Origin of the sequence: Sphingomonas folli, assembly GCF_019429525.1 — a bacterium.
GTDB lineage: Bacteria > Pseudomonadota > Alphaproteobacteria > Sphingomonadales > Sphingomonadaceae > Sphingomonas > Sphingomonas folii.
On sequence record NZ_JAHXZL010000007.1, the window covers coordinates 148,993 to 169,496 of the forward strand.

At 71.5% G+C, this 20,504-nt stretch carries 20 protein-coding genes; 12 read left to right on the top strand and 8 right to left on the bottom strand.

All coding sequences use genetic code 11. The annotated features are described in order from the left end of the window. Positions 1 to 11: 11 nt before the first annotated feature. Positions 12 to 1,763 carry an AMP-dependent synthetase/ligase gene (locus KZ813_RS12300; protein WP_258046730.1) on the bottom strand — a complete coding sequence of 584 codons (1,752 nt, stop codon included), beginning with the start codon at positions 1,761 to 1,763 and terminating at the stop codon, positions 12 to 14. A 149-nt stretch (positions 1,764 to 1,912) separates the two neighbouring features. Between KZ813_RS12300 and KZ813_RS12305 the strand changes: the two genes are divergently transcribed. Next, positions 1,913 to 3,211, top strand: a complete 1,299-nt coding sequence (locus KZ813_RS12305; RefSeq protein WP_219755274.1) for a M20/M25/M40 family metallo-hydrolase — start codon at positions 1,913 to 1,915, stop codon at positions 3,209 to 3,211. A 4-nt stretch (positions 3,212 to 3,215) separates the two neighbouring features. On the opposite strand, the gene msrC is transcribed toward KZ813_RS12305, so the two are convergent. Next, positions 3,216 to 3,701 carry a free L-methionine (R)-S-oxide reductase MsrC gene (msrC, locus tag KZ813_RS12310; RefSeq protein ID WP_219755275.1) on the bottom strand — a complete coding sequence of 162 codons (486 nt, stop codon included), beginning with the start codon at positions 3,699 to 3,701 and terminating at the stop codon, positions 3,216 to 3,218. Between the two features lie 428 nt (positions 3,702 to 4,129). Next, positions 4,130 to 4,435 carry a hypothetical protein gene (locus KZ813_RS12315; RefSeq protein WP_219755276.1) on the bottom strand — a complete coding sequence of 102 codons (306 nt, stop codon included), beginning with the start codon at positions 4,433 to 4,435 and terminating at the stop codon, positions 4,130 to 4,132. Between the two features lie 237 nt (positions 4,436 to 4,672). On the opposite strand from KZ813_RS12315, the gene arfB reads away from it, so the two are divergent. Next, a complete protein-coding gene (gene arfB, locus KZ813_RS12320; RefSeq protein WP_219755277.1) occupies positions 4,673 to 5,095 on the top strand; it encodes an alternative ribosome rescue aminoacyl-tRNA hydrolase ArfB in 423 nt (140 codons plus the stop codon). 87 nt (positions 5,096 to 5,182) lie between these two features. On the opposite strand, the gene KZ813_RS12325 is transcribed toward arfB, so the two are convergent. Continuing rightward, positions 5,183 to 5,836 carry an RluA family pseudouridine synthase gene (locus KZ813_RS12325; protein WP_219755278.1) on the bottom strand — a complete coding sequence of 218 codons (654 nt, stop codon included), beginning with the start codon at positions 5,834 to 5,836 and terminating at the stop codon, positions 5,183 to 5,185. A gap of 46 nt (positions 5,837 to 5,882) precedes the next feature. On the opposite strand from KZ813_RS12325, the gene KZ813_RS12330 reads away from it, so the two are divergent. From KZ813_RS12330 to KZ813_RS12350, 5 genes are all read left to right on the top strand, one after another. Beyond that, positions 5,883 to 6,644: a M15 family metallopeptidase gene (locus KZ813_RS12330; protein WP_219755279.1), complete on the top strand. Its 762-nt coding sequence runs from the start codon at positions 5,883 to 5,885 to the stop codon at positions 6,642 to 6,644. A 146-nt stretch (positions 6,645 to 6,790) separates the two neighbouring features. Further along, the gene (locus tag KZ813_RS12335) at positions 6,791 to 8,152 is read left to right on the top strand and encodes a S41 family peptidase (protein WP_219755280.1); all 1,362 of its coding nucleotides are present in this window, start codon (positions 6,791 to 6,793) and stop codon (positions 8,150 to 8,152) included. After that, entirely contained in the window at positions 8,149 to 8,673 is a 525-nt protein-coding gene (locus KZ813_RS12340) for a disulfide bond formation protein B (protein ID WP_219755281.1), read from the top strand. The genes KZ813_RS12335 and KZ813_RS12340 overlap by 4 nt, the downstream gene beginning before the upstream one ends. Then, positions 8,670 to 9,203 carry a demethoxyubiquinone hydroxylase family protein gene (locus KZ813_RS12345; protein WP_219755282.1) on the top strand — a complete coding sequence of 178 codons (534 nt, stop codon included), beginning with the start codon at positions 8,670 to 8,672 and terminating at the stop codon, positions 9,201 to 9,203. The genes KZ813_RS12340 and KZ813_RS12345 overlap by 4 nt, the downstream gene beginning before the upstream one ends. A gap of 10 nt (positions 9,204 to 9,213) precedes the next feature. Then, positions 9,214 to 9,666 (top strand): hypothetical protein, encoded by a 453-nt coding sequence (locus tag KZ813_RS12350; protein WP_219755283.1) that lies wholly within the window; start codon positions 9,214 to 9,216, stop codon positions 9,664 to 9,666. A gap of 43 nt (positions 9,667 to 9,709) precedes the next feature. Here the strand turns inward: KZ813_RS12350 and KZ813_RS20160 are convergent, their stop codons facing one another. From KZ813_RS20160 to KZ813_RS12370, 4 genes are all read right to left on the bottom strand, one after another. Continuing rightward, complete coding sequence (locus KZ813_RS20160) at positions 9,710 to 10,570, bottom strand: DUF4394 domain-containing protein (protein WP_258046706.1); 861 nt, start codon at positions 10,568 to 10,570, stop codon at positions 9,710 to 9,712. A gap of 215 nt (positions 10,571 to 10,785) precedes the next feature. After that, a complete protein-coding gene (locus tag KZ813_RS12360; protein WP_219755284.1) occupies positions 10,786 to 11,529 on the bottom strand; it encodes a MauE/DoxX family redox-associated membrane protein in 744 nt (247 codons plus the stop codon). Positions 11,530 to 11,818: 289 nt separating this feature from the next. Next, positions 11,819 to 12,826 (bottom strand): glycosyltransferase family 4 protein, encoded by a 1,008-nt coding sequence (locus KZ813_RS12365; RefSeq protein ID WP_219755285.1) that lies wholly within the window; start codon positions 12,824 to 12,826, stop codon positions 11,819 to 11,821. Between the two features lie 170 nt (positions 12,827 to 12,996). Then, on the bottom strand, positions 12,997 to 14,580 hold the full coding sequence (locus tag KZ813_RS12370) for an alpha-amylase family glycosyl hydrolase (protein ID WP_219755286.1): 1,584 nt from the start codon (positions 14,578 to 14,580) through the stop codon (positions 12,997 to 12,999). A gap of 311 nt (positions 14,581 to 14,891) precedes the next feature. Between KZ813_RS12370 and KZ813_RS12375 the strand changes: the two genes are divergently transcribed. Genes KZ813_RS12375 through KZ813_RS12395 form a run of 5 tightly spaced genes read left to right on the top strand, consistent with a single transcriptional unit; the run spans position 14,892 to position 20,362 of the window. Next, the gene (locus KZ813_RS12375) at positions 14,892 to 15,833 is read left to right on the top strand and encodes a c-type cytochrome (protein WP_258046707.1); all 942 of its coding nucleotides are present in this window, start codon (positions 14,892 to 14,894) and stop codon (positions 15,831 to 15,833) included. After that, positions 15,830 to 18,355 carry a cytochrome c oxidase subunit I gene (gene ctaD / locus KZ813_RS12380; RefSeq protein WP_219755287.1) on the top strand — a complete coding sequence of 842 codons (2,526 nt, stop codon included), beginning with the start codon at positions 15,830 to 15,832 and terminating at the stop codon, positions 18,353 to 18,355. Before KZ813_RS12375 ends, ctaD begins: the two co-directional genes overlap by 4 nt. Next, positions 18,352 to 18,753 carry a hypothetical protein gene (locus KZ813_RS12385; protein ID WP_219755288.1) on the top strand — a complete coding sequence of 134 codons (402 nt, stop codon included), beginning with the start codon at positions 18,352 to 18,354 and terminating at the stop codon, positions 18,751 to 18,753. The genes ctaD and KZ813_RS12385 overlap by 4 nt, the downstream gene beginning before the upstream one ends. Further along, positions 18,750 to 19,310, top strand: a complete 561-nt coding sequence (locus tag KZ813_RS12390; protein WP_219755289.1) for a cytochrome c oxidase assembly protein — start codon at positions 18,750 to 18,752, stop codon at positions 19,308 to 19,310. The genes KZ813_RS12385 and KZ813_RS12390 overlap by 4 nt, the downstream gene beginning before the upstream one ends. Further along, positions 19,307 to 20,362, top strand: a complete 1,056-nt coding sequence (locus KZ813_RS12395) for a c-type cytochrome (RefSeq protein WP_219755290.1) — start codon at positions 19,307 to 19,309, stop codon at positions 20,360 to 20,362. Before KZ813_RS12390 ends, KZ813_RS12395 begins: the two co-directional genes overlap by 4 nt. The last annotated feature ends 142 nt before the right edge of the window (positions 20,363 to 20,504 follow it).

Genomic DNA, 20,504 nt, shown 5'->3' on the forward strand with positions numbered 1-20,504 from the left:
GACGATCCGCCTCACCCCCCGTACAGCGCGTCCAGCCGTGCGCCATAGACCTGGCGCAGCACGTGGCGGCGGATCTTCAGGCTGGGCGTGAGCTGCTCGTTCTCGATCGTGAAGGGCGCGTCCGCGACGATCCAGCGGCGCACGCGCTCGGTCACCGAGAGGTCCTTGTTGGTGCGGTCGACCGCCGCCTGGAGCGCGGCGCGATAGGCCGGATCGTCCGGCGTCACGGGATCGCGCCGGCCCTGCGCGCGCGCCCAGTCGAACGCCCATTCCGCGTCGGGCACCAGCACCGCGACCATGTGCGGGCGGCGGTCGCCGTAGATCATCGCCTGGCCGATCTCGGGCTGCAGCGTCAGCATGCCCTCCACCTTCTGCGGCGCGACATTGTCGCCCTTGTCGTTGATGATCAGGTCCTTCTTGCGATCCGTGATCCTGATCCGACCGCGCGCGTCGAGCTCGCCGATGTCGCCGGTGTGGAGCCAGCCGTCCTGGAGCACGCGCGCGGTCTCGGCCTCGTTGCGCCAATAGCCGCGCATCACCAGCTCGCCGCGCACGAGGATCTCGCCGTCCTCCGCGATCCGCACCTCGGTCTCGGCGAGCGGCGGGCCGACCGAGTCCATCCGCAGCCCGGCGGACGGGCGGTTGCACGAGATCACCGGCGCCGCCTCGGTCTGGCCGTAGCCTTGCAGGAAGCAGATGCCGAGCGACTGGAAGAACACGCCGACCTCGGGCGTGAGCGGCGCGCCGCCCGACACCATCGCCTTGATCCGCCCGCCGAACTTGCGCGCGATCTTGCGCTTGAACAGCGTGTCGACCAGCAGCGCGGCGGGCCGGTCGCGCAGCCCCAGCCGCCCCTCGTAGCGCTTGGTGCCGACGTCGAGCGCGAGCCGCAGCAGCCTCTGTGGCGTGCCGCCCTGCTTCTCGATCCCCTTGGTGATGCGCGTCCGCAGCACCTCGAAGAGGCGCGGCACCACCACCATGATCGTGGGGCGCACCTCCTCGATGTTGCCGGCGAGCTTCTCCAGCCCCTCGGCATAATAGATCTGCCCGCCCAGCCCGATCGGCAGGTGCTGGCCCCCGCTATGCTCATAGGCGTGGCTGAGCGGCAGGAAGGAGAGGAACACCTCGTCCCCCCAGCCGAAATCCTCCGCGATGATGACGACGCAGCCGTTGACGTTGTGCAGGATCGCGCCGTGGTGCTGCATCACGCCGCGCGGCGCGCCGCCCGTGCCCGAGGTGTAGATGATGCAGGCGAGGTCGTCGCGGCCCAACTCGGCGGCGGCACGGTCGGCGGCGGCGCTCACCTCGGCGGGGTGGCGCTCGATCAGCGCGCGCCAGTCGTGCACCTCGAACGGGGTCTGGCCGAGCCGCATCGGGTCGATGCCGATCAGCATCTGCGGGCGGATCGAGCGAAGGATCGCGGGCAACAGCGCCTTGGCGAGCTTGTCGGTCGAGACGATCACCGCCTTCGCGCCCGAGTTCTCGATCACGTGCGCGTGGTCGCGCTCGGTGTTGGTGGTGTAGGTCGGCACCGTCACGCAGCCCGCCGCCATGATCGCGAGGTCGGACAGGCACCATTCGGGCCGGTTCTCGCTGACGAGCATGACGCGGTCGCCGCGCTCCAACCCGATCGCGCGCAGCGCGGCGGCGAGCCGCGCCACCGTCTCGGCGGCCTCGCGCCAGCTGATCGCCTGCCACGCGCCGTCGCGCTTGCGCCACAGGAAAGGCGCGTCGCCTTTCTCGGCGGCGCGGGTGAAGAACATCGTCACCAGGTTGGGGAAATGTTCGAGGCGTCGAGTGATGGCGCCGCTCCTCTCGCTGATCGTTCCTGTGGGTCGCGTCATGCCTGAGATGCGGCGGCCTCGTCCAGCAAGCGATTGCGCCGCCCGCCGCGGCCCGCCACAAGCGACCGATGACGCTCCGCTTCCCCGCCGCCGCGCTGCTCGCGCTGACGCTCGCCACCCCCGCCGCCGCGCGCGACGCGGTGTCGCCGGAGCGCCAGCGCGCCACCGTGGAGAAGCTGGTGTCGTTCGGCACGCGCCACTCGCTCTCGTCGCCGACCGACCCGAGGCGCGGCATCGGCGCGGCGCGGACCTGGGTGGCGGGCGAGTTCGCCAGGCTGTCGCGCGACTGCGGCGGCTGCATCACCACCGAGCGCCTGTCGCGCCGCTTCACCGGGCCGCGCGCGCCCGACGGCGTGGTGATCGAGGACGTGCTCGGCGTCCAGCGCGGCACCGACCCGGACCGCTACGTCATCGTCGGCGCGCACATCGACAGCCGCGTCACCGACGTGATGAACGTCACCGGCGACGCACCCGGGGCCAACGACGACGCCAGCGGCGTGGCGCTGGTGCTCGAGGCGGCGCGACTGCTCCACCGCGAGCGTTTCCGCGCCAACATCGTCTACGTCGCGTTCTCGGGCGAGGAGCAGGGTTTGTGGGGCGCGACGCTCCTCGCCGAGACCGCGCGCGCGCGCGGCTGGCAGGTCGACGCGATGCTCAACAACGACATCGTCGGCAACTCGCTGGGGCAGGGCGGTGTCGTCAACGACCGCTACGTCCGCGTGTTCTCTGAGGGGATCCGCGCCAGCGAGTCGCTCGCCGAGGCGATCGAGCGGCGTGGGCTGGGCGGGGAGGACGATGGCCCCAGCCGCGCGTTGGCCAAGATGATCGGCGGCGTCGCGACGACACTGCCCGGCGGCTTCGGCGTGTTCGTCGACCGCCGGCCCGACCGTTTCGGCCGCGGCGGCGACCACGAGCCCTTCCTCAAACAGGGCTATCCCGCGGTGCGCTTCTCGGTCGCGGCGGAGAATTGGGATCGCCAGCACCAGGACGTGCGCACCGAGAACGGTCGCGTCTACGCCGACACGATCGAGGGGATGGACTTCGGCTATCTCGCCAAGGTGACCGCGATCAACGTCGCGACGATCGCGCGGCTCGCCGCCGCCCCCGCCGCGCCGGCGAGCGCGGCGATCTCGGGCGCGCTGTCCTACGACACCAAGGTGAGCTGGGCGCCGGTGGCGGGCGCGGCGCGCTACAAGGTCTACTGGCGCCGCGCCGACGCCGCGGCGTGGAGCGACTCGCGCGAGGCGACCGGGACCACGCTCGACGTCGCCGGCGTGCCGGTGGACGATCATTTCTTCGGCGTGGCGGCGATCGGCGCGGACGGGGCGGAGAGCCTCGTCACCTTCGCCGGGCGCGAGAAGAAGTAGCGCCTCAGCCCGCCAGGCGCGGCGCGAGCAACGCCATCAGCCGCTCGCAGCCGCGCGCGTCCTCCGCGTCGAAGCGCGCGGGGACCGGGCTGTCGAGGTCGAGCACGCCGATCAGCCGGCCCTCGTGGACGATCGGCACGACCAGCTCCGACCGACTCGCCGCGTCGCAGGCGATATGGCCGGGGAAGGCGTGAACGTCCTCGACCAGCTGGATGCGCCGCTCGGCCGCGGCGGTGCCGCACACGCCGCGACCCAGTGCGATGCGGATACAGGCCGCTTTGCCCTGGAAGGGGCCGAGCACCAGCTCGTCGCCGATCAGCCGGTAGAAGCCCGCCCAGTTGAGCTCGGGCAGATACTGCCACAGCAGCGCCGCGGCATTGGCCATGTTGGCGATCGGGTCGGGCTCGTCGCCGGTCAGCGCGTCCAGCGCGGCGAACAGATCGTCGTAAAGGTTGGGCTTCGACTCGGCGGCGACGGCGAACTCGTACATGCCGCCGACCTAGGGGCTCTCACACCGGCCCGCAATCGGGCGGCGCGGTGCGGGAGCGGCCACGGGCGCGGGTGGCAATGCGCCGCCTGTCTCTCGTCACTCAACTGGGTTCCAGCGAACCCGGGAACCCAGCGCCGAGCAGAGCGACGTGCCGCGGCATCTGCGGCCCTGGGCTCCCGCGTGCGCGGGAGAACGAAGGGGCAGGAGCGCCGTCGCGCGGTGCAGCGGAGGCGAGAGCCGCCGCGTCACGACGGATCGACGTACCCGTCTAGACCGCCGCGCGACCGGTACGGGGTCTCAGCCCCGCACCGTCCAATGCACCACCACCCGGCTATAGCCCGCCTCGCACAGCGGCCATGATGCGATCTCGCTCAGCCGAAGCGTGATCGCGGGTTGGGAAGCGCCCCCGCGCCAGCAACGCAGCGCCGTCACTGATTGCCGCCCGCGCGCGCCGGGGCGAGCCCCTGCTGGTCGAGGAACTGGTTCAGCCCGGCCGCCAGCGCCTGCGCGCCCGCGACCGTCAGCGCGATCCGGCCCGCGACCACGCGCTCCACCACCGGCGTCTCGCCCGAGTGATCGCAGCGTGCCGCTTCCAAGGTGAGTACCACGGTGCCGCCCAGGCTGGTGAAACCCGCGCAGCCGGTCGCGAACAGCTCGGCGGCGAAGGGATTGTCGACCAGCGGCGGGGTCGCCTGGCGCGGCAGCGGCGCGCGGCTGCGGGACGAGATGTACATGCCAACTTCCTCGTGACGCCGGCAGGGGGACAGCCGGCGCGGGCCGAGTGCGCCCATCGCATCTCGCTCGCGTGTCGCTACGTTGCATCCGTTCGGCCGTCATGTTGCGGCGCGACGCTCGGCCGGTCCTATACCCCGCCATGATCCCGGATCGCCGCTCGGCGACATCGCGCGAGCGTTCGGGATCAGCGCTCCCGGGAGTCATCGCGCTGGGCGCCTTCGCCGTTATATACCGGCATGGCCCGCATCCCCGTCACCCGCTCCCTCTCCCTCGACGACGAGCTGATCGACTATACCGCGACCCGCTCCGGCGGCGCCGGCGGGCAGCACGTCAACACCACCGACTCGGCGGTGATCCTGCGCTTCGATGTCGCCGCGAGCGACCTCCCGGAGCGGGTGAAGGAGCGTCTCGTCGCCTTGGCGGGATCGCGGATGACGGCGGCGGGCGTGCTGGTGCTGCGGAGCGAGGGGTCGCGCTCGCAGCACGTCAACCGGCAGGAGGCGCTGGAGCGCCTCATCGCGCTGGTCCAGGAGGCGACCGTGGTCCAGGCCAAGCGCCGCCCGACGCGACCGACCCGCGCGTCGCAGACCCGACGCGTGGACGCCAAGAAGGGCCGCGCTGGGGTGAAGGCAGGGCGGAAGAAGCCGTCGTTCGACTGATCCGCTCAGGCAGAAGGCGCGGCCACCTCGTCGGCGTTCCGCCCGCCCGCGTGTGACGGCCACGCTCCCGATCGCGTCGAGGGCAGCTCAGCCGCCGGCGAAGCCGAGCGCGGCGAAGCGCTCGGGCCAGGGCGCCGCGGCGGCGACGTCTTCCTTGCCCGGGCGCGGCAGCGCGATCGCGGCGGCGTGGAGCATCATCCCGGCGGGGTCGGCGCGGCCGTAGACCGGGTCGCCGACGATCGCGACACCCAGCCCCTCGCGCGCGTGGACCCGCAGCTGGTGCGTCCGGCCGGTATGCGGGGTGAAGGCGACGAGCGCGCGGCCGTCGCGCGCGTCGAGCAGCTCCCAGTCGGTCCGCGCCGCCTTGCCGCGCGGGTCGACCGCGATGCGCCAGCCGCGCTCGGCGCTGGAGACCTTGCGCAGCGCCAGCTCCACCGTGCCGCGCTCACCCGCGGGCACCCCGTCGAGCACCGCGAGATAGCGCTTGCGTACCTGGCCGGCCTCGAACGCCTGCTGGAAGCGCGCCTGCGCCTTGGGGTTGCGTGCCAGCAGCAGGCAGCCGCTGGTGTCGCGGTCGAGCCGGTGAACCGCGACTGGCCAGCGGTGGAAGCCGAAGGTGAGCGAGGCGAGATGGTTCTCGAGGCTCAGCCCGCCGTCGCGCGGCGGATCGACCGGCAGCCCGGCGGGCTTGTCGATCACCAACGCCTCGCCGTCGAGGAACAGGACCCGGTCGCCTAACATGCGGCCCGCCCTTGCCATCGCCGCGGCGCCATGGCCAGAGGGCGCGATGCGCCGCGCCTCCCTCTTCCTCGCCGTCCCACTGCTCGCGCTCGCCGTGTCGGCTCAGGCGCAGCTCTGCGACAACAGCAACGTGCGCGTGGGCGCGGACGGGCGCGCCTTCGGCCATCTCCCCTACGGGGACGCGCCGCCGGCCGAGCTGGTCGCGGTGCCGGACGGGCTCGCGCTGGGACCGTGCGTGCTGCGCCGCGAGGTCGTCCCCGATCTCGCGCGGCTGATCGCGGCCTCGGGCGGACAAGTGCGCGCGCTGTCGTGCCACCGCTCGATCGGCTACCAGCAGGCGGTGTTCTGTCGCGAGGGGCAGACCGCGGCGGGCGAGCGCGCGCTGTCGGTCGCGCCGCCGGGGCACAGCGAGCATGCCACCGGCTATGCGCTCGACTTCGCCTTCCGCCCGCGCGTCAACGACTGCCCCGACGCCGAGGCGTGCGGCGCGGCGACCCCGGCGTTCCGCTGGCTGGTGGCGAACGCGGCGCGCTACGGCTTCGAGATGTCGTTCCCCGCGGGCAACCGCCAGCGCGTGAAATGGGAGCCGTGGCACTGGCGCTGGGTTGGCGCCAGCGCGACCGTCCCGGGGGCGGCCCGCGCGCGCGCGCTGTTCGCACGCGCGCGCGCGGCCTTCCCGGCCGAGCCGGCGGTGGCGCGCGACCCGGTCGTGATCGCGGCCGTGGCCGCGCCGCCGGTCTATCTCGGCGCCTACGCGCCGCCCGAGTGCCGCAGGGGCAAGTGCCGCCTGCCGAAGGCGCGGCGGTGACGCGCTGATCCTCCCCGCGAGGGGAGGACCAATCGTCGCGCGCGGCCTCGCGCGCTCAGCCGCGGTTCAGCCGCGCGGGCGCTAGGATCGGTCGTGCAATTCCGCTACATCGCGGGATCGCTCTCACCGGGGTCTCGACCGTTCGCATGAAGTCCAAGCTGCTCCAGGCCGCCGCGCTGGTCACCACGATCGCGATGGTGCCCGTCGCCACCGGCGCGATGGCCGCCGCCGATACCAGCGCCTATCGCGAGATGGACAAGTTCCTCGACGTCTACAATCGCGTGAAGGCCGATTACGTCGACAAGGTCACCGACGAGCAGCTGATCAAGGGCGCGATCGACGGCATGCTCGCCGCGCTCGACCCGCATTCCAGCTACGTCGACGCCTCCGACTTCGACAATCTCCGCATCCAGACCGAGGGCAATTACGGCGGCCTGGGCCTCACCGTCTCGATGGAGGACGGCGCGGTGAAGGTCGTCTCGCCGCAGGAGGATACGCCGGCCGGGCGCGCCGGGATCAAGTCGGGCGACTTCATCACGCATATCGACGGCAAGCTGATCTACGGCGGCACGCTCGACGAGGCGACCGCGCAGATGCGCGGCAAGCCCGGCACCAAGATCTCGCTCACGCTCGTGCGCCCCGGCCGCGACAAGCCGATCGACGTCACGCTGGTGCGCGAGGTGATCGTCCAGCGCCCGGTCAAATGGGAGGTGAAGGGCGACGTCGGTTACATCAACATCAACACTTTCTCGGAGGCGACCGGCGCCGACACGCGCGCCGCGGTGATGGCGATCGACAAGTCGCTCGGCCACAAGCCGCTGGGCTATGTCGTCGACCTGCGCGAGAACGGCGGCGGGCTGCTGACCCAGGCGATCGAGGTCTCCGACGCGTTCCTCGAGCGCGGCGAGATCGTCAGCCAGCGCGGCCGCGAGAAGGACGACATCGAGCGCTATTTCGCCAAGCCCGGCGACGTCGCGCACGGCCTGCCGATCATCGTGCTGACCGACTCCGGCACCGCCTCGGCGAGCGAGATCGTCGCTGGCGCGCTGCAGGACCATCACCGCGCGCTCGTCATGGGCGAGCGCAGCTTCGGCAAGGGCTCGGTGCAGACGCTGCTCCAGCTCGGGCCGCGCACCGCGCTGCGGCTCACCACCGCGCGCTACTTCACGCCGTCGGGGCGCAGCGTGCAGGAGGGCGGGATCGAACCCGACATCCGCGTGCCGCAGCTCTCCGACCCCGATTACAAGTCACGGCCGGTCTTCCGCGAGGCCGACCTGCGCCGCCACCTGATCAACGAGATCAAGTCGCCCGACAATGCGGTGCTCGAGGAGGATACCAAGGACGATCCGCGCTTCGCCGCCACGCCCGAGGCGCTCAAGAAGCAGGGCGTCGAGGACTTCCAACTGTGGTACGCGCTCAAGACGATCGCGCGGCTGGGCGGGCCGCAGCAGGTCGCCGCGGTGACCCAGTCGATGGCGAGCACTCCGCCGACGGCCAATAAGAAATGACCGGCGGCGGTGCGCTCGATCGGCCGTTCGCCGCGCGCGAGACGAGGGGGCTGCGCCACGCGCGGCTGCTCGCCCTGCTGGTACCCGCGGCGCTGCTCGCGGGGGCCTGGGCGTTCCAGCTGATCGGCGGTCTGTACCCGTGCGAGATGTGCCACTGGCAACGCTGGCCCCATTATGGCGCGGCGGCGATGGCGGCGCTGGCCTTCGTGGTCCGTGCGCCGCGTGTCCAGGCGACGTTGGTGGCCGGCGCCGCCGCGCTCATCGTCGTCTCGGGCGCGATCGGCGTCTTCCACGCCGGGGTGGAATATCACTGGTGGCAGGGCATGACCGCCTGCACCCAGACGACCAGCACGCTCGGCCTCTCCACCGACCAGGCGCTCAAGGACCTGCTCGCCGCGCCGATCGTTCGGTGCGACGCGGCGCAATGGTCGCTGTTCGGCGTGTCGCTGGCGGGATGGAACGCACTGCTCTCGTTCGTCGGCGCCGCGCTGATCGTATCGCAGCTGTGGAGGCGCGCATGACCTGGAAACCCGGCGACACACCCGCCGCGAGCGAGTCGATGATCCGCGTCGATCAGGCGGGCGAGTTCGGCGCGATCCGGATCTACGCGGGGCAGCTCGCGATCATGGGCCAGCGCTCGCCGATGGCGCGCAAGATCTCGGCGATGGCGCTGCAGGAGGAGAAGCACCGCGCCTTCTTCGACCGCATGATCGTCGAGCGCGGCGTGCGGCCCACGCTGTTCCAGCCGTTCTGGGACGTCGCCGGCTTCGCGCTGGGGGCGGTGACCGCGGCGATCGGGCCCGAGGCGGCGATGGCCTGCACCGCCGCGGTCGAGACCGAGATCGACAAACATTATGAGGAGCAGCTCGTCGCGCTCGGCGACAGCGACCCCGAGCTGTCCGAGGCGATCCGCGAGTTCCAGGCCGAGGAGCTGGAGCATCGCGACACCGCGCTGGCGAACGGTGCCGAGAACGCGCCGGCCTATCCGCTGATGTCGGCGGTGATCCGGCTCGGCTGCCGGGTGGCGATCGCGACGGCCAAGAGGATCTGAGAGGAAGGTGATGGTAGGACGGGTCTTCGCCGCGGCGCTGCTGCTGATCGCTCCGGCCGCCGTAGTGGCGCAGAGCGGGCCGCCGTCGCCCGACGCGCCGCGCGCGCCGCGCACCACCGCGGCCGGGGGCGTGTCGCGCAACGCGCCCGTCAACGGCGTGCTGGTGCTCTACGGCAACGAGCGCTGCCCGACCAACGCCGACGGGGCCGAGGTGGTGGTCTGCACGCGCCGGCCCGCCGAGGAACAGTTCCGCATCCCGAAGGAGCTGCGCGAGTTCGAGGTGACGCCCGAGAACCAGGCATGGGCGGCGAAGGAGGCGGCCAATCAGGGCGTCGGCGCGGTCGGCGTCGGCAGCTGCTCCACGGTGGGCGCGGCGAGCGCCACCGGGTGTGTCGTGCAGAACGCGACGCGCTGGAAGCGCGAGCGCAAGGCCGCCGCCAAGGTGGAGCAGGACCAGCCGTGAGGGTCGCGGGAGGCGCGATGAACGCGCCTCCCGGCCCCGGGGCTCAGACCAGCTGGGCGGGGCGCACGCGCGCGGTGCGGCGGCGCATCGTGTAGCCGACCGCGCCGAAGCCCAGGATCATCATCGCCCAGGTCGCCGGCTCGGGGACGGGCGCGACCGCGATGCCGAAGAGCTGGCGCGGCGTGTTGCCGAGCGACGACAGCGCGCCGGTGGCGAGATCGACGCCATAGAGCGAGCGGCCGTTGTACGCGAACGCCTCGCTGCCCGCGATGTCGAAGCTGGTGCGCGAGCCCAGGTCGCGGCCGAGCGCGCCGACCGTGGTGAGCACGCCGCCGTTGTTGTTCTGCTTGGCGAGCACGTCGAGGTCGGTGTCGATCACGTAGAGCTGGGTCGAGGTGCCCGGCGCGCCGAAGCTCGAGCTGGTGTACGCGGCGGCGCTCACCCCCGGGTCGCGACCCGCGTTCGCGTCTCCCGCGGCATAACCGAGCGCGGCGGTGGTCGGCGCGCCGGTCAGCGCGCCGTCGTTCGGGTTGTAGACGTAATTGTTGTTGGTGTTGCTGACGATGCGGACGCGATCGATCGTCGGGTTGAAGTCGAAGCCGAACACGCTGCCCTCGATCCCCAGCACCGCGCTGGCGGCGGTGGCCACGCCGGTCGCGGTGTTGATCGTGTAGACGATACGGTCGGTGCCCAGCCCGTAGAGCGTGCCGTTGAGCGGGCGGAAGTCGAGCGCCTCGATGCTGCTGTTCGTCCCGGTGATCTTCACCGACGAGGTGAACGTGCCCGGCATCGCGCTGCTGAACGTCACCAGCCGGTTGGTCTCGTCCACGCCGAAGATCGTGGCCGCCGACGCGCTGGCGGGGGCCAGCATCGCCGCGCAGGCCAGAAGAACTGTCTGTCTCATCACCGCAACTCCCTCTGTTGTCGTCGGACGAAGCAGAGATCGCGGCCTGTCCCGGACCTCGCTCGCCCGCAACCAGACAGCTTCTGGTTAACGGCGAGTCAACGACTTAGCCGTGACAGACGTCCTTTGACAGGATTACGTTTTGTGTCTGCGCGCGCGGCGCATCTATTTGCGATAAACCTCGTATCTTACTTTCCCCGCGGTGACGGCAAGGGTCATCTCGCCGCCATCCACAGCGCCATCGCGACCATCATCACGTTCTCGGTGAGCGAGACGAAGCCGAGCGGGACGCGGGTCGCGCCGCCGACGCAGGCGCACTTCAATGAGCGCCGGTCGATGTAGACCGCCTTGATCACCGAGGCGGCGCCGATCCCGCCGATCAGCAGCGCGACCGGCACCGACAGCCAGTCCGCCGCGTGCGCCGCCATCAGCAGGCCCGCCAGCCCCTCGGCATAAGGGTAGACGTAGCCGTAGCGCACCCAGCGCCGGGCCAGCAGGTCGTAGTTGAGGAACATCGTCGAGAAGGTCTCGACGTCCTGCAGCTTGAGCAGCGCGAGCACGCACATGCTGAAGGCGACGAACCACTCGCCCGCGCGGGCGGTGAGCGGGGTGCCGTAGGCGGCGTGGCTGGCGGCGAGTGCCATCAGCGCGGTCATCGCGAACACCGCGATCACGGGGCGGTAGCTGGTCTCGCCCGGCGCCGCGACGCGCTGGCCGAGGTGGCGGCGCAGGTCGTCGTAGCCGCCGACGCGCTCGCCGGCGATGAAGGCCTGCGGTGTGGTCTTGACGCCGTGCGCGGCCTTGAACGCGTCGGTCTCCTCGCGCGTGCGCAGCGGGTGATCCTCGACGGTGTAGCCGCGGCGCTCGAGCAGGTCCTTGGCCTTGAGGCCGTACGGGCAGGTGTGGCCGGGCATGACCATGCGGTAGAGCGTGGCGCGGCGATCGGGCGGGGCGGTCATGCGCGGGAGATAGGCGGGGGGAGGGCCGCTCGCCAGCACGCGATGGGTGCGTGGGGTGAGCGGCTGAGCGTGACGGGAGGCGCGTCGGTCAGCGCCGGCGCCGCTGGGCTCCCGCGTGCGCAGGATGTCGAAGCGGCGCGACGCTGGCCGGTCGCGCCCTCCCAGAGGCTGATCCATCTGACGTGGACCAGCGGGGTGCTCCTGCGGGCGCAGGAGCCCCGAGCGCCACGCCCGCGGCCCTGGGCGCCGGCGTTCGCCGGAGCACGGATCGATGGAGGTGGGTCAGACCCTAGCCGATGATCCGCCGATACAATGCGGCATAATCGTCGGCCATGCGCTCGACGCTGAACCGCTCCTCGACGCGCCGGCGGCACGCGGCGCGGTCGAGGTCGCCGACATGCTCGATCGCCTCCACCGCCTGGTCGACGGTCTCGACCAGGAAGCCGGTGACGCCGTGCTCGATCAGCTCGGGCATCGCGCCGCGGCAATTGGCGATCACCGGCGTGCCGCACGCCATCGCCTCCACCACCGACAGGCCGAACGGCTCGTCGAAGTTGATCAGGTGAAGCAGCGCGCGTGCCCGTCCCAGCGCGGCGACCCGCTCCGCGCCGCCCACCGCGCCGTGCCACGTCACCCCCGCGCCGCCGAGCGCGGGCGCCACCGCGCGCTCGTGATAGCCCTGGTCCTGGACGATGCCGTACAGGTGGAGCCGGCGCCCGCTCGCGCGCGCCGCGGCGATCGCCTCCTCGGCGCCCTTGTCGGGATGGATGCGGCCGAAGAAGAGCAGGTCGTCGCTGCCGCGCGGATCGAAGGCGAAATGGTCGAGCGGGATGCCGTGGTGGATCGTCGCGGCATAGCGCAGCGCGGGGTGGCGATCGGCGTCGCTGATCGCGACATAGTGGACGCGGTCCTGGAAGGGCTCGTACATCGGCAGGATGCGATCGGACGAGAAGCCGTGGATCGTCGTCACCAGCGGCGTGTCGACCAGCCGCGCGAAGGCGTGCGCGGGGAAATCGGCCTGGTTGTGGATCAGGTCGAACTGGTCGGCCTGCTCGAACACGTGCGCGAGATGGCGATATTCCCACACCTTCGCGTCGACACTCGGGTCCTCGGCGTAGGGCGCGGGGACGACGCCGTCGAGCGTGCCGGCGGTGACGCTGTCGAGCGTGGCGAACAGGGTGACGTCGATGCCGCGCGCCACCAGCGCCTCGGTGAGCAGGTGGGTGACGAGCTCCCACGGGCCGTAGTGGCGCGGCGGGGTACGCCAGGCGATCGGGGCGAGCATGGCGATCTTCATTCGTGGTCCTTCGTCATGCGGGAGTGTGGGGCGTCTCCCACTCCCGGCGTCATCCTGAACTCGTCTCAGGATCCAGCGGTCCGTGCGGGCAGCGGCCGTCGGGTGTGCGGCACGGTGAATCCTGAAACAAGTTCAGGATGACGCCAGGAAGGAGGCAACGTGTGAGTGACTCACCGCATCACCACGCCCTCGTCCGCGCGCAGCACGCCGTCTCCGGCGCCCTCCAGCGTCGACAGCAGCACCTCGCCGTCGAACGGCAGCGGGCGCGGCTCGCCCGACAGGTTGAGCGCGACGCGCAGCGTCACGTCGCCGTGCCGCCGCTCATACGCCAGCACGTCGGGCGCGGCGTCGAGCAGCGCGAAGTCGCCCACCGCCAGTGCGGGATGCGCGCGGCGCAGCGCGAGCAGCCGGCGGTAGAGCGTCAGCATCGAGCGCGGGTCCGCCTCCTGCGCGGCGACGTTGCGCGTGTGCCAGTCCGGGTTGAGCGGCAGCCACGGCTCCACGTCGGAGAAGCCCGCGAAGGCGCCTGAGTCCCACGGCATCGGCGTGCGCGAGCGGTCGCGGCCGATGCCGAGGCCGGGCTGGCGCAGTTCCTGCGGGTCGCGCACGCGCTCGGGCGGGATATCGACCTGGCCGATGCCGAGCTCGTCGCCCTGGTAGAGCGTCGGCGTACCGCGCAGCGTCAGCAGCAGCATCGCCGCGACGCGCGCCTGCGCCTCGCCGACCCGCGCCGCGATGCGCGGCGCGTCGTGGCTGCCGATCACCCAATTGGGCCATCCGTGCGGCGGCAGCGACGCCTCATAGTCGGCGATCACGCGGCGCAGCGAGGCGGCGTCCCACGCATTCTCGATCAGCTGGAAGTTGAAGGGCAGGTGCACCTGCGGCCGCTCGGGCGTGCCGTACCAGCGCGCGTGGCGCTCGTTGGGCAGGAAGATCTCGCCGATCAGCACGCGCTCTCGCCCGCAGGCCCCGTAGCTGTCGGCCAGCGCGCGCATCTCGGCGGCGATGGCGTGCGCCTCGGGCTGGTCGGTCGAGTGCTGCTGGATCAGCCGGTCGCGCTCGGTGATGCCGGGGCGCCAATAGGGATTGGGCGGATTGTCGGGCAGGCCCTCCGCCTTGACGATGTGCCACAGCACGTCGATGCGGAAGCCGTCGACGCCGCGTTCGAACCAGAAACGCATCGCGTCGAGCATGGCCGCCTTCAGCGCCGGGTCGCGCCAGTTGAGATCGGGCTGCTGGCTGAGAAAGGCGTGCAGGTAATATTGTCCGGTGGCCGCGTCATAGTCCCAGGCGGACCCACCGAAGTCGCTGATCCAATTGTTGGGCGGGCCGCCGTCCGCGGCAGGGTCACGCCAGATATACCAGTCGCGCTTCGGGTCGGTCCGGCTGGAACGGCTCGCCTGGAACCAGGGGTGCTGGTCCGACGAGTGGTTGGGGACGAAGTCGAGCAGCAGCCTGAGCCCGCGCGCGTGCGCCGCGGCGAGCAGCCGGTCGAACGCGGCAAGGTCGCCGAACATCGGCTCGACGCCGCAGTAATCGGCGACATCATAGCCGAAGTCGGCCATCGGCGAGGGGAAGATCGGCGACAGCCAGATCGCGTCGACTCCCAGCGCGGCGACATGGTCGAGCCGGCGCTCGATCCCGGCGAGGTCGCCGACGCCGTCGCCGTCGCTGTCCTGGAACGAGCGCGGGTAGATCTGGTAGACCGTGCCGCTCTCCCACCAGGGCGGCGGCGGATCGTCGGTATGACTCATCGTGACGGGTAACCGTCCGGCGGGCGAGATGTTGCGTGAGATGATTTTGTGCTGGCGTGCACGAGGTGCCGACCGACGATGCCGTCATCCTGAACTCGTCTCAGGATCCACTATCAGGCAGGTGCCGCCGCGCCGGACTGTGCGGCACGGTAGATCCTGAGACAAGCTCAGGATGACGGCATGGGAGAGGGCAGCCGCCGATCTTCCTCCTCGTGCCCCGGCCTGCGCCGGCGGCACTAGGCGGCGATGCAATCGATACCGCAGCAACATTTCGTCACCGCAAGGCCAGGAACAAAGCTTCATACCGATCCTTGTCGAACGAGGGGGACAAGACCATCGGCTCGGGGCGCCAATCTGCATTCACCACCTTCGGCACGGAGGCCGCCTGGCTCGCCGGGCTGACCGGCTGGATGGTGCTCGGCGCGGTGATCATCGCACTCGCGCTCGCCGCGCTGATGGTCACCGCGTCGCGTTCGCGCGAGGGCGCACTGACCCACCGCCAGGGCATGCGGCTGGTGCTATGGGCGGGTGGTATCGTGCCCAGCGTCGTGCTGCTCGCGCTGCTCGTCGTCACCTTGCCCGCGATGCGCCCGATCCGCGCCGCCGGAGATGACCTGCGCGTCACCGTCACCGGCGAGCAATTCTGGTGGCGGATGCGCTATCAGCCCGCGGGTGCGCCGCCGGTCACCGCGGCCAACGAGCTGCGCGTGCCGGTCGGACGCGACGTCGTGCTCGCGCTGGAGGGCGGCGACGTGCTCCACAGCTTCTGGGTGCCGGGACTCGCGGGGAAGATGGACATGGTGCCGGGGCGCACCAACACGCTGGTCGTCCACGCCACGCGCGCGGGGCGCTTCCGCGGGCAATGCGCCGAGTTCTGCGGGCTGAGCCACGCGCTGATGGCGTTCGATGTGGTCGCGATGGCGCCCGCCGCCTTCGACGCCTGGCTAGCCGCGGAGCGCCGCCCAGTCACCACCGCCGCCGCCGCGGGCGCGCGGCTGTTCGATGCGCACGGCTGCGGCGGCTGCCACGCGGTGCGCGGCACCGGCGCGGCGAGCGCGATCGGGCCCGACCTCACGCATCTCGGCGCGCGCGAGACGATGGCGGCGGGGATCCAGCCGCTCACCACCGCCAACCTAGTCCGCTTCATCCGCGAGGCGCCGGCGGTGAAGCCCGGCGCGCGCATGCCCGCTTACCCGCAGATGTCCGCGCAGGACGCCACCGCGATCGCGCGCTGGCTGGAGACGAACCGATGAGCCTCCACGCGCAGGACGATCGCGCGCTGCGCGCGGCGCAGGAGGAGCGGCTGCGCGCCGTCTGGGCGCCGCCCGAGGGACTGTTCCTGCGCTGGACCGACACCAACAACAACCAGGTCGGCGTGTGGTACACGCTGACCGCCTTCGGCTTCATGCTGTTCGCCGGCGTGCTCGCGCTGATCATGCGCGTGCAGCTGGCGCAGCCGGGCAACGAGCTGGTCACGCCGTCGACCTTCAACCAGCTGTTCACGCTGCACGGCTCGATGATGATGTTCCTGTTCGCGGTGCCGATGTTCGAGGCGGTCTCGATCATCCTGCTGCCGCAGCTGCTCGGCGCACGCGACCTGCCGTTCCCGCGGCTCAGCGCCTTCGGCTATTGGAGCTTCCTGATCGGCGGCGTCTTCGTCTCGGGCTCGATCTTCTTCGACGCCGCGCCCGACGGCGGCTGGTTCATGTACCCGCCCTTCACCACGCGCACGGATCTCAGCGGGCTCGGCGCCGACATCTGGATGCTGGGGCTGAGCTTCATCGAGGTGTCGTCGGTCGCCGCTGCGGTGGAGCTGATCACCGGCGTGCTCAAATGCCGCCCGCCGGGCATGCGGCTCAACCTCATGCCGCTTTACGCCTGGTACATCCTGGTCGTCGCGGTGATGATCCTGTTCGCCTTCCCGCCGCTGATCGCGGGCGACGTGCTGTTCGAGCTGGAGCGGCTGCTCGGCTGGCCCTTCTTCGACGCGGCCCGGGGCGGCGACCCGATCCTGTGGCAGCACCTGTTCTGGATCTTCGGCCACCCCGAGGTCTATATCGTCTTCCTGCCCTCGATCGCGCTGTTCGCGATGATCGTGCCGACCTTCGCGCGGCGGCACCTGCTGGGCTATCCCTGGATCGTGCTGGCGGCGGTGGGGACGGCCTTCCTCAGCTTCGGGCTGTGGGTGCACCACATGTTCACCACGGGCCTGCCCAAGATCAGCCTGGCCTTCTTCTCCGCCGCGTCGGAGGCGGTGGCGATCCCGACCGGCATCCAGATCTTCGCCTTCATCGCCACGCTCTGGGCCGGGCGCGTGACCTGGTCGACGCCGCTGCTCTACGTCACTGGCTCGATCGCGATCTTCGTCATCGGCGGGCTGACGGGCGTGATGGTGGCGATCGCGCCGTTCGACTGGCAGGCGCACGACACCTATTTCATCGTCGCGCACCTCCACTACGTGCTAATCGGCGGTACTTTGATCCCGCTGTTCGGCGGCCTCTATTATTACTGGCCGCTGATCACGGGGAAGAAGCTGTCCGACCGGATCGGGCGCAGCGCCTTCTGGCTGCTGTTCGGCGGCGCCAACCTCACCTTCTTCCCGATGCATTTCTCCGGGCTGATGGGGATGCCGCGGCGAGTTTTCACCTATCCCGAGGAGCTCGGCATCGGCGGGCTCAACCTGGCGTCGACGATCGGCTCCTGGGTGTTCGCCGCGGGCGTGCTGCTGGTGTGCGTCGACCTCGCGCTGAGCCCGCGCCGATCCAAGTCGCCGCGCAACCCGTGGGAGGCGGGGACGCTCGAGTGGCTCGCCCATCCCGACGACGAGGACTGGGGCATCCGCTCGATCCCGCTGATCGAGAGCCGCTACCCGATCTGGGACCAGAAGGATTTCGTCGCCAAGGTCGACGAGGGCCGCTTCTTCCTGCCCGATGCCGAGGAGGGCCGGCGCGAGACGATCGTCACCAGCGTGCTCGACGCGCGGCCAGTGCAGGTGCTGCGGCTCGGCGGGCCCAGCGTGGTGCCGATGCTCACTGCGATCGCGCTGGGCAGCGTCTTCATCCTGACGACCTACCATCTCTACTGGGCGGCGCTGATCGGCGGCGTCGCGACGCTGGCGTTGGTGCTCTACTGGCTGTGGACCGGCACCGCCGAGATCCCGGAGAAGGAAGGCAAGCCGATCGGCCACGGCATCGAGCTGCCGCTGTATATCTCGGGCGCCTCGGCGAGCGGCTGGTGGGCGATGTTCATCACGATGATGGCGGACGCCACCGCTTTCTCGGGGCTGGTGTTCGGCTATTATTTCTTCTGGACGCGGCAGGAGGATTTCCCGCCCGACGGCCCTGGCATGGATGGGCCGGGCAGCTTCTGGCCGATGCTGGCGATGGCGGTGATGCTGGCGAGCTGGGCACTGACCGTCGCGGCGCGCGAGCTCAACCGGCGCGAGGCGGTGGGCGCCGCGCGGGCGGCGCTGGGGACGGCGGCGCTGCTGTCGCTCGCCGCGATCGGTGCCGGGCTGGCGGGGCCGTGGCTGAGCGGGCTGGAACCCCAGTTGCACGTCTATCCCGCGATCGTGTGGACGCTGGCGATCTGGACCACCGCGCATTGCGGCGTCGGCGCGATCATGCAGCTCTACGCGCTGGCGCGCAGTCTCGCCGGGCGGATGACGCCGCGGCACGACGCCGACCTGCGCAACATCACCGTCTACCAGCATTTCATGGCGCTGACCGCGGTCGTGACCTACGCCACGATCGGCCTGTTCCCGGGGGCGGCATGAAGCGGGACGCACCCCGCGGGCGGCAGAGCCTCGGCGAGCGGGTTCGCGGGCTCCGTGTCACGCTGTGGACGCTGATCGTGCCGCCCACCGTCTGGGCGATGCATTTCCTGTTCTGCTATCTCTGGGTGGCGGTGAGCTGCGCCAAGCTCGGCGCCTTCCCGCGCTTCCCCATCGCCTTCGTCGCCGGCACGCTCGCGGCGCTCGCGATCATCCTCGCCTCGGGCTGGATCGCCTGGGTACAGTCGCGCACGCCGGGCGACGACCCGCCGCACGACGAGGGCACCGACATCGACCGGCTGCGCTTCCTCGCCACCGCGACGTTGCTGCTGGCGGGGCTGAGCTTCGTCGCGGTGCTCTTCACCGCCGCGCCCGCGCTGCTGCTGACGGACTGCCGATGAACGGCGCGATCGGCCTATCGCTCGCGCTCGGCGCCAGCGCGCTCGCCTTCGCCGGGCTCGGCATGACCGGGCATATGGCGGCGCACATGGGCGCGGTCGCGGTCGCGGCGCCGGCGCTCGCCGCCGCGCTGCCGCGGCGTCCGCGGGGCGCGGGCGCGCCGCTGCTGTGGGCGATGGTGGAGTTCGCCATCGTCTGGGCGTGGCACTTCCCCGCGCCCCGCGCGCTCGCGGACTCGTACGCCGCGGTCGCGCTGGCCGAGCAGGCGCTGTTCCTCGCCGCGGGAGTCGCGCTGTGGCGCGCCGCGCTGGCGCAGCCCGCGGCAGGCGCGGCGGCACTGCTGCTCACCTCGATGCACATGACGCTGCTGGGCGCGCTGATCGGGCTCGCCCCGCGGCCGCTCTACGCGATGATGGCGATGCATCCCGCGCCCGGGCTCGACGCGCTCGCCGACCAGCAGCTCGGCGGCGTGGTGATGCTAGTAGTGGGGGGCGCGAGCTATTGCCTGGGCGGGCTGTGGCTGCTCGCCACCCTCTTGCGGGAGCCGCGCGCGGCATGACGATCCGGGTGACCTGGAAGCGGCTGGTCGCCGCGCTGGCGACGCTGGCGGCGGCGGGGCTGCTGTTCGCCTGGTCGGGCATCTTCAACATCGCCGCCTCCTCGGGCCACTGGGCGGTGACCGAGTGGTTCCTCCACTGGACGATGCGCAACTCGGTCAAGACGCACAGTTTCTTCGATTCGCCCGAGGATCCGATCGCGCGCGACGGCGCGATGGTGAGCGCGGCGGGCCATTTCGCCGCCGCCTGCGCGACCTGCCACGGCGCGCCGGGCCAGCGCCCCTCGCCGGTGATGCAGCAGGCGACGCCGCCCGCCCCCGACCTGTCGGTCAACGCGCGGCAGTGGACCGACAAGCAGCTGTTCTACATCCTGCGCCACGGCGTGAAATATAGCGGCATGCCGGCCTGGGGCGGGAACGGACGCGACGACGAGATCCGCCGCATGGTCGCGTTCGTGCGCCGCCTGCCCGTGATGTCGGCGGCGGAATATCGCCTGCTCAGCGGCGGTGCGACCGGCGCGGGGACGACGGACGCGCGCGCGCTCGCCGGGGCGACGCTGGCGGGCTGCGTCGCCTGCCACGGCGCCGACGGGCGCGGGCGCGGGCAGCCCGACATCCCCGTGCTCGGCGGGCAGCGCGTGGGCTACCTCGAGGCGGCGCTCGCGGCCTATGCCGACGGGCGGCGGCAGAGCGCGGTGATGGCCAACGTCGCCGCGGTGCTCACGCCCGAGCAGCGCGGCGCGCTGGCGGCGCATTTCGCGGCGATGCCGGGGCTGGGCGCGGCGCCGGGCCGCGACGCGCGCGCGCGGCTGATCGTCGAGCGTGGCCTGCCGGAGCGCCAGCTGCCCGCGTGCGCGAGCTGCCACGCGCCGGGCAAGCCGCAGCCGGTGCTCGCCGGCCAGCGCGCGGTGTATCTCGCCGAGCGGCTGCGTCACTGGCGCGGCGACGAGAAGGTGATCGACGCGCGCCAGCCGCAGCAGGTGATGCCGGTGATCGCCCGCCGCCTGCCCGAGGAGATGATCGAGCCGCTCGCGCGCTATCTCGCGGGGGAATGAGGCGCGCCTTTCCTCGAACGACATGTTCCAGCGAGAGCAGGAACCCAGGCCCGCAGGCGGCGCGCGCGGTGGCCCTGGGCTCCAGCGTTCGCTGCAGCACGGGGGGGGGGCGCCCCTCGCCGTCGTCCTGAAAACCGAGGTC